Here is a 13,831-nt window from a genome sequence, read left to right as displayed (position 1 = left end):
AGAAAAGCCCCGTATAATACAGGGCTTCTTGTTTCAGTATAACGGATGCTTTGTTTTACCGTGTTGGAACTGGTTCGCCTTCTACCCGGTAATCATAAAATCCGCGTTTGGTTTTACGGCCTAGCCAGCCGGCTTCCACATATTTCACCAGCAGCGGGCAAGGGCGGTATTTACTATCACCAAGACCTTCATAGAGTACCTGCATGATGGATAGGCAGGTGTCTAAGCCAATGAAGTCCGCAAGCTGTAGCGGGCCCATTGGATGGTTCGCGCCAAGCCGCATGGCTTTATCAATGCAATCAACTGAACCAACACCTTCATAGAGTGTGTAGATCGCTTCATTGATCATCGGCATTAAAATACGGTTCACAATAAAGGCTGGGAAATCTTCTGATACGGCAGTTACTTTGCCAAGGTTATCTGTAAACTGTGTAAACCGTTCCTGTGTTTCCTTGGATGTCGCGATGCCAGGGATCAGTTCAACCAATTTCATCACTGGTACTGGGTTCATGAAGTGAACCCCCATAAACTGTTCAGGGCGGTCTGTGCTGGCTGCTAGACGCGTGATGGAAATCGAGGATGTGTTAGAAGCCAGAAGAGCAGATGATTTCAGGTGCGGGCAGAGCTCTTTGAAGATGCTTGTTTTAATCTGCTCGTTCTCTGTCGCTGCTTCAATGACCAAGTCACAGTTTTTATGTGCAGATAGATTATCTGCTAAAGTAATTCGACCAAGAGCAGCTTCCATTTCTTCTGCGGAAATAACACCTTTGCCAACCTGCCGCATCAGGTTTTGTTCAACAACACCGAGACCAGCTTGCGCCTGTTCCATGGAAACATCGCTAAGCACAACATTAAGGCCTGCAACAGCAGAAACATGAGCGATGCCATTCCCCATCTGGCCCGCGCCAACAACCCCTACAGTATCAACCATCTCTTCCCTTTCAGAACGGTATATTTTTATTCTTAGTTATTAGTATACAAAAAAGGGCGCCGAAATCGACGCCCTTTTTCTAAAAGCTCAAGTGCTTCAAGCATGCGTCTTAAAGAGCAGCTTCCAGTGCTGGAACTGCTTCGAATAGATCAGCAACAAGGCCGTAATCAGCAACCTGGAAAATAGGTGCTTCTTCGTCTTTGTTGATTGCTACAATCACTTTACTGTCTTTCATACCTGCAAGGTGCTGGATCGCGCCAGAGATACCAACAGCAATGTAAAGCTCAGGAGCAACAATCTTACCTGTTTGACCAACCTGATAATCGTTTGGTACGAAGCCGGCATCAACGGCAGCGCGAGATGCACCAACAGCTGCGCCAAGTTTGTCAGCTACTTTATCAATAATCGCGAAGTTTTCGCCTGAACCCATACCGCGACCACCGGAAATGATGATTTTCGCAGATGTAAGTTCTGGACGGTCAGATTCAGAGAGCTCTGATTTCACGAAGCTTGAAACGCCAACAGTGTCTGCGCCTTTAGCATCTTCAACGTTGGCGGAACCACCTTCAGCAGCAGCTTTATCAAACGCTGTACCGCGTACAGTGATTACTTTTACCGCATCAGCGCTCTGTACTGTCGCAATAGCGTTACCAGCATAAATTGGGCGCTTGAATGTGTCTGTGCTAACAACTTCTGTGATGTCAGAAATCTGTGCAACATCAAGAGAGGCTGCAACACGCGGCAGGAAGTTCTTACCCGTTGTTGTCGCAGGTGCGATGATTGCATCGTATCCTTCAGCGTTTGCAAGAACTACTGCTGTAAGTTCTTCTGCTAGTGGGTGAGCGTATGCATCAGCGTCAGCGACGAGAACTTTGTTTACGCCAGCAATTTTGCTTGCGGCTTCAGCAACAGCGCCGCAGCCAGAACCAGCAACAAGAAGGTCAACATCACCAAATGCCTGTGCAGCTGTTACAGCGGCTAGTGTAGCATCTTTAAGTTCTGTATTATCGTGTTCAACAAATACGAGAGCAGACATTTAGATTACTCCCTTTTCTTTAAGCTTGGAAACTAGGTCTTCAACGCTTTCAACCATGATACCAGCTTCGCGTTGTGGTGGCTCTTCTACCTTCAGAACAGTAAGGCGCGTGCCCATGTCTACACCGTAATCAGCAGGTGTTTTCATATCGATTGGCTTGCGTTTCGCTTTCATGATGTTTGGTAGAGACGCATAACGTGGCTCGTTCAAACGAAGGTCTGTTGTTACAACAGCAGGAAGGTTCAGCTTCACTGTTTCCAAACCACCGTCGATTTCACGAGTAACGCTTAGGCCGCCATCTTCAGGAGCAACTTCCGAAGCGAATGTACCTTGTGGCCAACCAAGAAGCTGTGCCAGCATCTGGCCAGTTTGGTTGTTGTCACCGTCAATCGCCTGCTTACCAAGAAGAACGATATCTGGGTTTTCTTCAGCAACGATTGCTTTCAGCGTTTTAGCAACAGCTAGCGGCTCAGTTTCGCCGTCATGCTCAACAAGAATACCGCGGTCAGCACCCATTGCGAGACCTGTACGAATTGTTTCCTGTGCAAGCTTAGGGCCTACAGATACAACAACGATCTCTTCTGCTTTACCAGCTTCCTTGAGGCGAATTGCTTCTTCAACAGCAATTTCGTCAAAAGGGTTCATGGACATTTTTACGTTGGCGAGCTCAACGCCAGTGTTGTCTGATTTTACGCGAACTTTCACGTTGTAATCGACTACCCGTTTGACGGGGACCATGATTTTCATGGACTAACTTCTCCCGGTTTTTGTGCAGGGCAACAAAGCCCCCATTTCCAGTTGTGTAAGGACTGGCATTTGGCAGTGCCAATCCTTGAAATTCAAGGGTACACAGCGTTAGCGCATGCGGTGGCATGAGTCAATGCAGTGCAACATATTCCGGGGAACCGTAACGGTAAGGTGACACCTCGAAAGAAGGTTTGATTACCTGTTGGCTCCCGGTACCCATAAAACATCAGCAGAGCCTTTATTATTAAGGTACCTTGATGCAACAAATAGGTGGTCAGAGAGACGATTCAAATATTTTATTGCTTCAGGATTAATAGCTGTTTCTTTTGAAGCTGTTATAGCGTGGCGTTCTGCTCGGCGACATACGGTACGAGCTTGATGAAGAAAAGCACTCGCTGAGCTACCGCCCGGCAGAATAAAGCTATTCAGCGGTGCTAGTTCGGCGTTCAGTGTGTCTATCTCTTTTTCAAGCCGTTCAACCTGCTCGCTGGTTATGCGGAGGGTCATTTCACCAGGTGTGAAATCGTCACCAGGGGTCGCAAGATCTGCGCCCAGATCAAAGAGATCGTTTTGAATTCGCGACAGCATATCATCCGCCGCTGCTTTGGTGTGCAGGCGGGCTAGGCCAATGATAGAGTTTGTTTCATCTACATCGCCGTATGCGGTAATGCGGGCATTATCTTTATCGAGCCGACTACCATCAACAAGGGATGTTTGTCCTTTGTCGCCGCCTCGAGTATAGATTTTAGTTAGTTTGACCATTGATTAGCCGGTGGCAGCAGCAAGAATCAAAAGGAAAAGTGTAGTGAACTGAAGAGTAACACGGGCGCGCATAAGTTTTTGGCCGCGGCGTTGGTTTTTCTTCTCTGTTTTTCCCATCGTCATCACGCCCATCAGCATTACGATTAACGTTGCTACGGCGCTTAGAATTGCCAATACAAAAATGGCTTTCATTGAATTTCCATTCGTAATTTATAAACCTCACATGCTCGCATAATAGTCGCCAGGAATATAAGGACAACTCTTAATCGGTGATCGCGACAGTGTGTCTCACTTATGTGATGTGGGTTTCTTACACATTGATTAGTTTTAAATCTGCACTGCCGGAGCAGGCGCAGCTTCGAACGGCACATCCGAACAAAGCATTACTGACACTGCAGGCTGGGGTGGCACAATCCCGGCAATCATCAAGTATGGTTGTGAGTGCTTTTTCCATTTCTTGAAGAGCTGCGATTTTGGCGCGCACCACATCTAGGTGTGTAAAAGCAGTTGGCCGCATGCTGGAACAATGTTCATCCTGATCAGCCATATCGAGAAGGCTTCGGATATCCTCAAGTGGAAATCCGAGATCGCGACAACGACGAATAAACAGGAGGCGCTCCATATGAGTTTCGTCATAGATTCGGTGACCACCATCGCTTCTGAAAGGGGGAGGCATGAGTTTGATACGTTCATAGTAGCGAATTGTCTCAATATTCACGTCGCTTTTCTTACTCAATTTTCCAATGGATAGCCGCATACCTATTTCCTGAAAAAAACTCTTGAATCTGTAGTTGCTACAGATTGTAGCCTTTATTTTCTTGAATGAAAACTTAAGAAAGGAATTGAAGATGACAGAAGAGCAAACATGTGAGTGTAAGTGTGGCTCAAGCTGTGAATGTACAAATTGTGACTGTAAAGCACGGGATGCTGCCCAGTGTTGTTGCAGTAGTTCCGACTAACTAAATGGAGGCCTGTTCTCTCCCATAGGCAGGCCTTCTAACATCTTTGTGGCTGGCCTTCCGCGATGTGTTCGATAAAATACCTCTATTGTAACTGAACGGGACACTGTTATGCCGCGACTCTTTAGCTTGTTTACTGCTTTACTAGTTTGGATTTCTTTTAGTGAAAGTAATGTTTTAGCCGCTCCGATTGAGCCAGGTGTGTCTCTTGAGCTTGCGAAAGAACGAAAGCAGCTTCTCTCCAATATCCACTATGATCTCACTTTTAATCTGAAGGATGATGCAGAAGCTGAAATTAACAGCCAAGCAATTATTACGTTTGCTCTTTCCAGTATTCCTGAAACGTTGCAGTTGGATTTCAAAGAGAACGGCGAAAAAATACGTCAGTTGTGGGTGAATGATACGGAAAGAAGTATCAGATTTGAAAAAGAACATTTGGTGCTAAGTGGTACATTCCTTAATGCTGGTGAAAATAGTGTTAAAATAGAGTTTTTCGCGGGGCAAAGTTCTTTAAACCGGAACGATGATTATCTTTATACACTGTTCGTGCCCGACCGTGCCAGAACTGCCTTTCCGGTGTTTGATCAACCAAACCTGAAAGCTACCTATAATCTTACCCTTACAATGCCAGAAGCCTGGCAGGCAATTGCTAATGGTGCAGTGAAACACCAATCCATAGATGCTGGCGTGAAAACCATAGCCTTTCAAACCAGTGACCGTATCAGTAGTTATCTTTTCTCCTTTGTTGCTGGCCGTTTTGATGTCGTACGCCGGGAACATAACGGTCAAATTTTCCAGATGCTGCACCGCGAAACTGATACAGAAAAATTAGAGCAAAATGTGGATGAAATTTTTGATCAGCATTATGCGGCACTTAAATGGCTTGAAGACTATACGGGTATCAAGCATCCCTTTCAGAAAATGGATTTCGCCTTAATTCCAGCCTTTCAGTATGGCGGTATGGAACACGTTGGTGCCATTCAGTACCGGGCAAGCAGTTTGTTTCTGGAGAAAGATGCATCAAAAGCTCAGGAGCTTGGGCGAGCAAATCTTATTGCACATGAAGTTGCGCATATGTGGTTTGGTAACCTCGTAACGATGGATTGGTTCAATGATGTATGGACCAAAGAAGTGTTTGCTAATTTTATGGCTGCGAAAATTGTTAACCCAAGCTTTCCTGATGTGAACCATGATCTGAATTTTCATATCAGAAATTTCCCAAGGGCTTATGCAGTAGACCGAACTGAAGGGGCAAATGCTATCCGTCAGGAACTGCCAAATTTAAATGAGGCAGGCACTTTGTATGGCAGTATTATCTACAATAAAGCGCCGATTATGATGCAGCAGCTTGAGTTGCTTTTAGGTAAGGAAGAGTTCCAAACAGGTATCCAAGAGTATTTAAATACATTTGCCGGTGCCAATGCTACATGGCCGGGGTTGATCAGCATTCTAGATCGACGTTCAGAGCACGACCTGAAAGCATGGAGTGAAGTGTGGGTTAATTCACCCAGGATGCCATATATTAATGTCTCCGGTAGTGGTTTGGAACAGTCTGACCCTATGAATAAAGGAAGAGTGTGGCCGCAGCAATTCACCGTTCGTAAATTAGATGGTGCTTCTAAAAGCCAAACAGTTAATTTCGCAGATGCAAACGTGGATGTCGTACTGGCTGAAGGTGATGTGTTGCTCTTCAACACAGACGGTAAAGGCTACGGTGTTTTCCCCGTTGATTTGGGATCGATTAGGGAGCACTGGGGGGCGTTTTCTGAATTGGAAAGAGCTAGTGTTTTCATTAGTGCATATGAACGTATGCTGGGTGGTGACAAATCTATAGCGCCATATGAATACTATAATTTCTTGTCTGAAAGGATGTTTCAGGAACCTAATCAGTTATTACAGGGTTTAGTTCTTACACAGATCGAAAATATCTTCTGGAATTTTCTGCCTGAAAAACAGCGCAACAAAACCGCAAAAGAATTGGAAGCAATGCTCTTAAAAGCAGTGCTTTCGGAAACAAATAAATCGATCCAGAAACGGTTATTTCGTAGTTTTCAAAATATTGCCATTTCACGTAAGCAGTTGAGTTATTTGTATGCTGTATGGGAAGGTACCATTGAAATTGAAGGTTTGGTCTTGTCTGAGATTGACAGAATAAGACTTGCTTCCACATTAGCGATTAAACTTCCCAAGTTTGGGCAAAAAATTATTAATCAGCAATATGCTGCAATTCAGAACCCAGATCGTCAACACAGGTTTAAATTTGTGGCAGGAGCCCTTTCACCGGATAGGAATATCAGAGAAACTTTCTTTGAATTGTTAAAGCAAGAAAAACATCGTGCAGTAGAAGCTTGGGTTTTATCTGCAATTTCTTATTTGCATCACCCTTTAAGGCGCAAACATGCTGAAAGATTTATTGAACCAAGTATTGAGCTGTTAGAAGACATTCAGAAAACTGGTGATATTTTCTTTCCAGGGCGTTGGATAGTCGCGACGTTGAATTCACACCGATCAGAAGAGGCTGTCGATATGATTGATACCTTCTTGAAAGAACATCCGAGTTATAATTACCAACTGAAGTTAAAACTTTTACAAGCAGCAGATCAGACAAAGCGGGCTCATAAATTAACAGGTGGGAAGTAATTAAAAGCCCAGCTTTGTGTATAAATCTTTTACGCTAGTACCGCCCTCGCGAATGGACTTTAGCGTCATGGATTTGTTGCGTTTAGCGAACTTTTCACCGCTTTCGTCAAGCAGCAAATCATGGTGCCAGTATTGAGGTTGCGGAAGCTTAAGAAGAGCCTGCAAAACCACATGAATGTGTGTCGCATGCCAGAGGTCTTTTCCTCTGATTACATGGGTGATGTTTTGCAAAGCATCATCCACCACAACGGAAAGGTGATAGCTCGTTGGTGTATCTTTTCTCGCTAGAATAACATCTCCCAGTAGTTCAGGGGTCGCAGCTATTTGTCTTGCGATTTGATCCCGCCAAAACATAGGTGTGTCTATTTTTTCTAGTGCGGCATCCAGATTTAACCTCCATGAATGAGATTTACCCACATCTATAAGCTGTTGCTGTTCTTCTGCGGTTAGATGTTTGCAGGTGCCGGGATAGATAATGCCTTCTGGCCCTATTTGGGGCTGAGTGTTCTGGATTTCTTTCCGGGTGCAAAAACATGGGTAGATAACCCCCATGCTTTTAAGCGTATCAAGTGCTTGCTGAAAATCAGTGAAGTGTTGACTCTGACACCGAACGGGGGCTTCCCATCTAAGGCCAAGCCACTCTAAATCCCTGTAGATATCTTCAATAAATTCAGGTTTGCAGCGGGTGGTATCAATATCCTCGATCCGGAGCAGAAAACGTCCATTATGCTTTTGCGCTTCATGAAAGGCGAGAAGCGCTGAATAGGCATGCCCCATATGTAATCCCCCCGTTGGGCTGGGGGCAAAGCGTGTGGTGAACGTATGTGATTTCTGGTCATTTTCTGTCATAGCTGCACCATAAGATATGAGAAGAAAAAGAAAATAGGAAACGCTGTTTTTGCCATCTGATTTTGGTTTGTATGCGTATTAAAAAATACAGAAAAAAGTAGCAAAGCACATAATATAGTATTTTGTCATACTGCTGTAATACTGTATCTTGATTCTACTGAGTATCGGAGTTGAGTATATGGCAGCACCGATTGTTGTATCGGTTTTGCCCGTGTCTGATTGTTCAGGGGGACCGAAAGAATGGGCATTAACTTTGTGCCAACCAGCCAGAGATCACCGGAATCCTGTCCGGCACTGGTGCTGAATGCGGATTATCGACCGCTCAGTTATTATCCGCTTAGTCTTTGGAATTGGCAATTGGCCTTAAAGGCTGTTTTCCTTGATCGTGTGAATATTGTTTCTGAATACGACAGGGAAGTACGGTCACCATCTTTTAGTATGAAACTGCCCAGTGTTATTGCGCTTAAGGAATATGTGAAACAGCCTGAATATCCTGCATTTACTCGCTTTAATTTGTTTCTTAGAGACCAATTTACATGCCAGTTCTGCGGTTCGAAAGAAGACCTTACCTTTGATCATGTGATCCCCAGAACACAAGGCGGGCGAACTAGCTGGGAAAATATCTCGGCAGCCTGCGCACCGTGTAATATGCGAAAGGGTGGAAGAACACCCCAAGAAGCAGGCATGCACATAAGGCGCTGGCCCTATAGGCCGACTGCTACTGAATTACATACTATTGGACGTTTATTCCCGCCTAACTATCTTCATGAAAGTTGGCGGGATTTTTTATATTGGGATGCAGAGCTGGAAAGTTAGAGGATTTTGATGCTTATACTCTTTTGGAAATCCAGATTGCAGCTTTACAGCCAGCTTTGATAGCTGCTGAAAGAACAGGATAACCCGGTGCTTCTTCAGCACCGTGTTCTTCCGCAATACGTTTGTGTTCCACTTCCTCAGCCTGAAAAACCTCAATCATTTCCTCAAGCTCAGGATCCGCACCATCAAGGGTATCAAGCTGGTGTTGGTAATGATCATCGATCACTTCTTCTACAGCCTGTGTGCAGGCCATAGCAGCCTTTTCACCCATCAGGGCTGTACCTGCACCTAGCGCAAAACCTGCAACATGCCAGAAAGGCGCCATGATAGTTGGGCGCACGCCGCGTTCGCGAATGAACTTGTTGAAACGCTCCAGATGCACTTCTTCTTGCTCGTACATATGCTTAAGGAGGCCTGCTTTAGGATGTTTGTCGCCCATGATAGCGCGCTGACCCGCATATATGCGCACAGCGCCGAATTCACCAGCATGGTCAACACGGATCATGCGCTTCGCTTGCTCGGATATATCCCGGTCACCCGGAAGTGGGCGTGCAGGCGTTTGCTTTTCAAGCGTTGGTTTATGAACTGGTTCTTTATCTGTCATGGCGAACGTGCTTTCAGGACCGTTTGAACTTTACTGCGCAGTAGATGGTCATACCGGTTGCGATAATTGCATTATAGCCTGCCATTGAAATGCTGAAAAGGGACCATGGTATTTCGTCGCACCGTACGACAGGGGCCGCATTAATAGCGGCGAGCGCATCTTCAATATTGCCAGATAAATCAAGCCCCGATGAACATGTGGTGAAACCTTCCCACCATTTTTGTTCAACACCTGCATGGAAAACAGCGATGGATGCATCCGCAGCAAAAAGAAGAGTTACGAGGAGTAGTACCCAACGGTTTTTATCTGTTTTGGTGAAAACAGAGGCAAGCACGAGTAGTATCATGGCCATATAGGGGTAGCGTTGCCACCAACACATTTCACATGGAGGGTACCCAGCAAACTGAAAACCATATGCGCCGGCAAGCAAGCCGAAAGCCACAAGACCGCCAAAGCGAACCGGTTGCTCTTTGATAAGTGTTTGAAGGAAGGTGTTCATATTATCCCTAAATATATTTAATCGCTACAAAGCCGAGAATGCCCAATATCATCATCGCACTTGTCACTAAACCCAAGCGTTTTTCGATAAAATCTTTGATAGGTTCCCCGAACATATAGAGAAGAGCTGCTACCAGATAGAAACGCGCACCGCGGGCTGGAATAGAAACCAACGTGAAAACTGCAGGGTTCAGCCCTACTGCTCCCGAAGCAATGGTAACCACTTTGAACGGCAGTGGTGTGAAACCAGCTACAAGCACAATCAAGATACCATATTCTTTATAGTATTCCTGAAATTCGGCAAATTTCTCACCGTACCCATAAAAATCAATGATGGGCTGACCAATCACTTCAAAAAGGAAAGCGCCAATCATATAGCCAGCAACACCACCCAGCACAGACATGATGAGGGTGATAGTGGCAAGGCGCCACGCTTTCAGCCGATTTGTCAAAATCATTGGAATTAACATGATATCAATAGGGATCGGGAAAAAGCTACTTTCCGCAAATGCCAGACCTCCAAGCCAGCGCTCGCTAGCTGGGCTTTGTGCTTTTTCTATGGTCCAGTCATATAGCTTTCTGAGCACACATTTTCTCCCCGGTGCAATGTTGCTTTCAGCCTTAGCAAAAAGCCGGGAGGGTAACAATCAGGGATATATTTATTTTAGGATATTCGCAGCTTGACGAGGCGACCTTTTTGGATATGATGCGCCGACTACCTCACCGGACAGTTGCCCCTGTGGCGGAATTGGTAGACGCGCGGGATTCAAAATCCCGTTCCCTTACGGGAGTGTCGGTTCGATTCCGACCGGGGGCACCACTTTTCTTCCAAAATCTTCATTACGACATAATCTCGACATTTGAGCTGTATGCTTTCCGCATATGCCATCAGCTTGGCTCATTACTTTATATAAATGGCAGTTCGGGAATGTTTTTATGAAAAGCTTCGTACCTCGGATAAAGATGTCCGTGTCGTTATTTTTAGTGTTTGTTGCATCATCTGTTTCATTGCAGGCAGGTGATAGAGAAGAAACTATAATAGCCAAAACGCATCAGGTTTATGGTGGGGATTATTTAACCTTAGCTCGTTCAATAAATATATTTGAGCATAAGAAACTTCTTTGGCCAGGACAAGATGCGAGTTTGGAGCGACCCGACTTTTTCCGGGAAAAGTCAGAGCTCCTTATAGATTTTGAGAAACGCAGAAAAACTATGCTTTCCTGGCGTGTTTCTCGCACCTCTGTAGATTTGGAAAGGTTTGTGTTCGACGGTGAGAAGGGGCGCCTCTACGATATTCTCAATCAGAAATATTCAGATGAAGATTGGTTGACATTTGATAGTGTTGGTGCAAGTGCAGTAAGGGCTAGTGATACGATGATTGCTCGCGTGTTGCCTAAGATTCTAACCTCTGCCGAGTACTTGGGAAACGGCTATTTTAGAGGCACATTACATGAAATGCTGAAGGTGAGATTTCTTTCTGGATTTGAGGCGATTCTCTATATCCAGCAAGATACCGGCTTTATCTCTAAAATGGAGCGAAGCCACCCGCGTGCAGGTACGCTGAGCTATGTTTTCTCAAATCATATACATGCTGATGGCATAGTGTATGCGCAGGATATGAATTTCTTTGTTGGTGATCAACCACGGCAAGTGTCACTTGACCGGAAAGTAATTTTGAACCCGCCACTAAAGGGCGCATTTAATGTGCCTGCTGGTTTCACACCTTGGGGTGAAGTGCTTGATACATCTGAATGGACAATACAGGCAGTTGCGAAAAACACATATCTGGTAGGAAAAGGCCGATCCTATACGGTTTTTGTTGATACGGGTGATGCTTATATTGCTTCGGGTGGGCAGCGGGGCTTTAAAGATACCTTAGAGAAACTCCATGAGTATAGAGGTGAAAGCAAGCCAGTTCGCTCTTTTGTTTTAACTCATCACCACAGTGAACATCTGGCTGTCCTTCCAGAGGTTGCGGAGCTTGGTGCTACGATCATTACGGCAACAGAACATTTGCCAGCCGTGAAGGATAGGGTGGGGACACAGCTCAAGGATGAGCAAGTTCAAGAAGTGGATACATTTGCTTCTTTGGCTGATGGGCAGGTGGAAATCTATGATATCTCTACTGCTCATTCGGAGCATAATTTAGTGATGTATATCCCACAGGCAAAACTTCTGTTTGCGGAAGACCACTATGAAACCCAATTAAAGACCGCTTTGCCGCGGGTGCATAAGGATATGGTGAATTTTAAAAAAGCGATTAATCGGTTGAACCTTGATGTCAGCGCTTATCTTGATGGGCATAGCTCACGGATACTAACAGATGATGAGTTTGATCATGCTATAAAGCTATATGGTGGTGGGGTATGCCCTGAGGGATACAGTATTTGTGCAGGTGGGTAAAATCTAGCCAGTAAGTAGGGATTGCAGGTTCTTTTTTACTTAGACCAGTTTATGTTTGGTGTGTATCCTTACTTTATCTTTAATGTGAGGATGCCTTTATGCCTGATCCATCATCAGCTGACATTATCTTGTTAGTGATTTTCGTTTCAATTGCTTTGTTGTTTTCATTCCTCTGCTCTATCGCAGAGGCTGTACTACTCAGTATTACACCTTCGTATATTGAGAAGATGAAAGGCGAAAATCCGGAGAGGGCTGAGCGGCTAAAAAGCCTTAGGCAGGATAATGTGGACCGTTCACTAGCGGCTATTCTTAGTGTGAATACGATAGCACATACATTAGGTGCTATTGCAGCGGGTGCTCAGGCATCAACAGTGTTCGGTAGTGCTTGGATTGGCGTGTTCTCAGGTGTAATGACACTGGCTATTTTATTTTTATCTGAAATTATTCCTAAAACCATTGGGGCCATATACTGGACGAACCTTATCGGGCCAACCATGGGGTTTATCCGATTTTCCATTGTCTTGCTTTATCCACTTATCAGGGTATCCGAAGGGTTAACTAAACTAATAGCAAAAGGTAAACCAGTTCACCCTTTCTCCCGGGATGAACTTCTTGCCATGACAAGTATTGGTGAGCGTTCCGGGCATATTGAAAAACAAGAAGCAAAGATCATTAGAAATCTTATCCAGTTTAGCCAATTAAACGCGACTGATATTATGACACCTCGTACGGTGGTAGCTGCACTACATATTGACACACCTATCGTTGAAGCTTCAAAGGCAAGTTTGGCAAATACATTCTCCCGGATGCCGGTTTATGGTGAAAATCTTGATGATATTCAGGGTGTTGTGTTGAGGGATGAAGTGTTGGCGTTTGAGACGCAGGCTAACCAAGATGCGCGATTAAGTGATTTATCAAGAGATATTAAGCGTGTCGCTGAAGATAGTACACTCCCAGATTTGTTAGAGTATTTCTTGAATAGCAGACAGCATATTGCCCTTGTTGAAGATGCTTTTGGCGGCACTAAAGGGATTGTAACACTTGAAGACGTGATTGAGGCCCTTTTGGGTATGGAGATCATGGATGAGATGGACAATGTAGAAGATATGCGTTCTCTGGCCCGCCTTCAATGGCAAGAAAGAGCACGGAAACTAGGGATTGATGTAACTGTTCTTAATAAGGACAAGTCCGGGAATGGGACGGATGTTTAGTGATGTAAAGTAAGTGTATTTTCTCACTTGATGTAAAAGCGATTTCTCGTTATTTCAAGATGTGGAACATGGTGATTGTCGCGCCATTTTCTTTAATACTGCTGACAAAACCCTTCTCATTATTGCTGCCTCTAACTTTTATAAGACTTTTAACTCTACACTTTTTGCTAGATCAGAGGCGCACAATACTCGTGAAATAGCCTTGTGATAGTGCCTTGTAAAATAGTTAAAATTTTGTGAATCACTGCAACTTTACCAAAAGTGAAAATCCTACCTATGGTTTTAAGTGATTTAAACTTTTTTGATCACATGTGTATAAAATAGAAAAGTTTGCTGATAATTCAATCAGTTAAATATGGTTAAATTTCTATTAAT

The 13,831-nt window shown here is 44.6% G+C and carries 14 protein-coding genes and 1 tRNA gene; 5 read left to right on the top strand and 10 right to left on the bottom strand.

Annotated elements, in window-relative coordinates:
- Positions 1-55: 55 nt before the first annotated feature.
- The 6 genes from KFE96_RS16875 to KFE96_RS16850 form a co-directional block, all read right to left on the bottom strand.
- Positions 56-931 (bottom strand): 3-hydroxybutyryl-CoA dehydrogenase, encoded by an 876-nt coding sequence (locus KFE96_RS16875; protein ID WP_255833706.1) that lies wholly within the window; start codon positions 929-931, stop codon positions 56-58.
- A gap of 109 nt (positions 932-1,040) precedes the next feature.
- Positions 1,041-1,967 carry an electron transfer flavoprotein subunit alpha/FixB family protein gene (locus KFE96_RS16870; protein WP_255833705.1) on the bottom strand — a complete coding sequence of 309 codons (927 nt, stop codon included), beginning with the start codon at positions 1,965-1,967 and terminating at the stop codon, positions 1,041-1,043.
- Positions 1,968-2,714: an electron transfer flavoprotein subunit beta/FixA family protein gene (locus tag KFE96_RS16865; protein WP_255833704.1), complete on the bottom strand. Its 747-nt coding sequence runs from the start codon at positions 2,712-2,714 to the stop codon at positions 1,968-1,970.
- 195 nt (positions 2,715-2,909) lie between these two features.
- Positions 2,910-3,476, bottom strand: coding sequence for a cob(I)yrinic acid a,c-diamide adenosyltransferase (locus tag KFE96_RS16860; protein WP_255833703.1), 567 nt, complete (start codon positions 3,474-3,476; stop codon positions 2,910-2,912).
- A 3-nt stretch (positions 3,477-3,479) separates the two neighbouring features.
- A complete protein-coding gene (locus KFE96_RS16855; protein ID WP_247017264.1) occupies positions 3,480-3,668 on the bottom strand; it encodes an HIG1 domain-containing protein in 189 nt (62 codons plus the stop codon).
- Between the two features lie 118 nt (positions 3,669-3,786).
- Positions 3,787-4,233, bottom strand: coding sequence for a helix-turn-helix domain-containing protein (locus KFE96_RS16850; RefSeq protein WP_255833700.1), 447 nt, complete (start codon positions 4,231-4,233; stop codon positions 3,787-3,789).
- Between the two features lie 313 nt (positions 4,234-4,546).
- Here KFE96_RS16850 and KFE96_RS16845 point away from each other — a divergent pair, with 313 nt between their 5' ends.
- The gene (locus KFE96_RS16845) at positions 4,547-7,075 is read left to right on the top strand and encodes a M1 family aminopeptidase (protein WP_255833698.1); all 2,529 of its coding nucleotides are present in this window, start codon (positions 4,547-4,549) and stop codon (positions 7,073-7,075) included.
- Here the strand turns inward: KFE96_RS16845 and gluQRS are convergent, their stop codons facing one another.
- The gene (gene gluQRS, locus KFE96_RS16840) at positions 7,076-7,924 is read right to left on the bottom strand and encodes a tRNA glutamyl-Q(34) synthetase GluQRS (protein WP_255833696.1); all 849 of its coding nucleotides are present in this window, start codon (positions 7,922-7,924) and stop codon (positions 7,076-7,078) included.
- 240 nt (positions 7,925-8,164) lie between these two features.
- Between gluQRS and KFE96_RS16835 the strand changes: the two genes are divergently transcribed.
- Complete coding sequence (locus KFE96_RS16835) at positions 8,165-8,740, top strand: HNH endonuclease (protein WP_255833695.1); 576 nt, start codon at positions 8,165-8,167, stop codon at positions 8,738-8,740.
- A gap of 13 nt (positions 8,741-8,753) precedes the next feature.
- Here KFE96_RS16835 and KFE96_RS16830 read toward each other — a convergent pair whose 3' ends face one another.
- The 3 genes from KFE96_RS16830 to KFE96_RS16820 are packed head-to-tail and all read right to left on the bottom strand — an operon-like array spanning position 8,754 to position 10,429.
- Complete coding sequence (locus KFE96_RS16830) at positions 8,754-9,344, bottom strand: demethoxyubiquinone hydroxylase family protein (protein WP_255833694.1); 591 nt, start codon at positions 9,342-9,344, stop codon at positions 8,754-8,756.
- A gap of 13 nt (positions 9,345-9,357) precedes the next feature.
- Positions 9,358-9,843, bottom strand: coding sequence for a disulfide bond formation protein B (locus tag KFE96_RS16825; protein WP_255833691.1), 486 nt, complete (start codon positions 9,841-9,843; stop codon positions 9,358-9,360).
- 7 nt (positions 9,844-9,850) lie between these two features.
- Positions 9,851-10,429 carry a YqaA family protein gene (locus KFE96_RS16820; protein ID WP_255833689.1) on the bottom strand — a complete coding sequence of 193 codons (579 nt, stop codon included), beginning with the start codon at positions 10,427-10,429 and terminating at the stop codon, positions 9,851-9,853.
- 146 nt (positions 10,430-10,575) lie between these two features.
- Here KFE96_RS16820 and KFE96_RS16815 point away from each other — a divergent pair.
- The 3 genes from KFE96_RS16815 to KFE96_RS16805 all read left to right on the top strand — a co-directional run bounded on the left by KFE96_RS16815 (position 10,576) and on the right by KFE96_RS16805 (position 13,456).
- Positions 10,576-10,662, top strand: a tRNA-Leu gene (locus KFE96_RS16815).
- 149 nt (positions 10,663-10,811) lie between these two features.
- Positions 10,812-12,245, top strand: coding sequence for a hypothetical protein (locus tag KFE96_RS16810; RefSeq protein WP_255833688.1), 1,434 nt, complete (start codon positions 10,812-10,814; stop codon positions 12,243-12,245).
- Between the two features lie 98 nt (positions 12,246-12,343).
- Entirely contained in the window at positions 12,344-13,456 is a 1,113-nt protein-coding gene (locus KFE96_RS16805; protein WP_255833687.1) for a hemolysin family protein, read from the top strand.
- The last annotated feature ends 375 nt before the right edge of the window (positions 13,457-13,831 follow it).

It is taken from the genome of Kordiimonas sp. SCSIO 12603, from assembly GCF_024398035.1.
Lineage (GTDB): Bacteria > Pseudomonadota > Alphaproteobacteria > Sphingomonadales > Kordiimonadaceae > Kordiimonas.
Note: the sequence above shows the minus strand (reverse complement) of the source record. Positions and strands in the feature narration are given on the sequence as shown.

Bases quoted from the DNA above. Each gene is read 5' to 3' on its own strand.
- KFE96_RS16875 (WP_255833706.1), bottom strand. From the start codon at position 931: ATGGTTGATACTGTAGGGGTTGTTGGCGCGGGCCAGATGGGGAATGGC.
- KFE96_RS16855 (WP_247017264.1), bottom strand. From the start codon at position 3,668: ATGAAAGCCATTTTTGTATTGGCAATTCTAAGCGCCGTAGCAACGTTA.
- KFE96_RS16805 (WP_255833687.1), top strand. From the start codon at position 12,344: ATGCCTGATCCATCATCAGCTGACATTATCTTGTTAGTGATTTTCGTT.
- KFE96_RS16845 (WP_255833698.1), top strand. From the start codon at position 4,547: ATGCCGCGACTCTTTAGCTTGTTTACTGCTTTACTAGTTTGGATTTCT.
- KFE96_RS16835 (WP_255833695.1), top strand. From the start codon at position 8,165: ATGGGCATTAACTTTGTGCCAACCAGCCAGAGATCACCGGAATCCTGT.
- KFE96_RS16865 (WP_255833704.1), bottom strand. From the start codon at position 2,714: ATGAAAATCATGGTCCCCGTCAAACGGGTAGTCGATTACAACGTGAAA.
- gluQRS (WP_255833696.1), bottom strand. From the start codon at position 7,924: ATGACAGAAAATGACCAGAAATCACATACGTTCACCACACGCTTTGCC.
- KFE96_RS16850 (WP_255833700.1), bottom strand. From the start codon at position 4,233: ATGCGGCTATCCATTGGAAAATTGAGTAAGAAAAGCGACGTGAATATT.
- KFE96_RS16825 (WP_255833691.1), bottom strand. From the start codon at position 9,843: ATGAACACCTTCCTTCAAACACTTATCAAAGAGCAACCGGTTCGCTTT.
- KFE96_RS16870 (WP_255833705.1), bottom strand. From the start codon at position 1,967: ATGTCTGCTCTCGTATTTGTTGAACACGATAATACAGAACTTAAAGAT.
- KFE96_RS16860 (WP_255833703.1), bottom strand. From the start codon at position 3,476: ATGGTCAAACTAACTAAAATCTATACTCGAGGCGGCGACAAAGGACAA.
- KFE96_RS16830 (WP_255833694.1), bottom strand. From the start codon at position 9,344: ATGACAGATAAAGAACCAGTTCATAAACCAACGCTTGAAAAGCAAACG.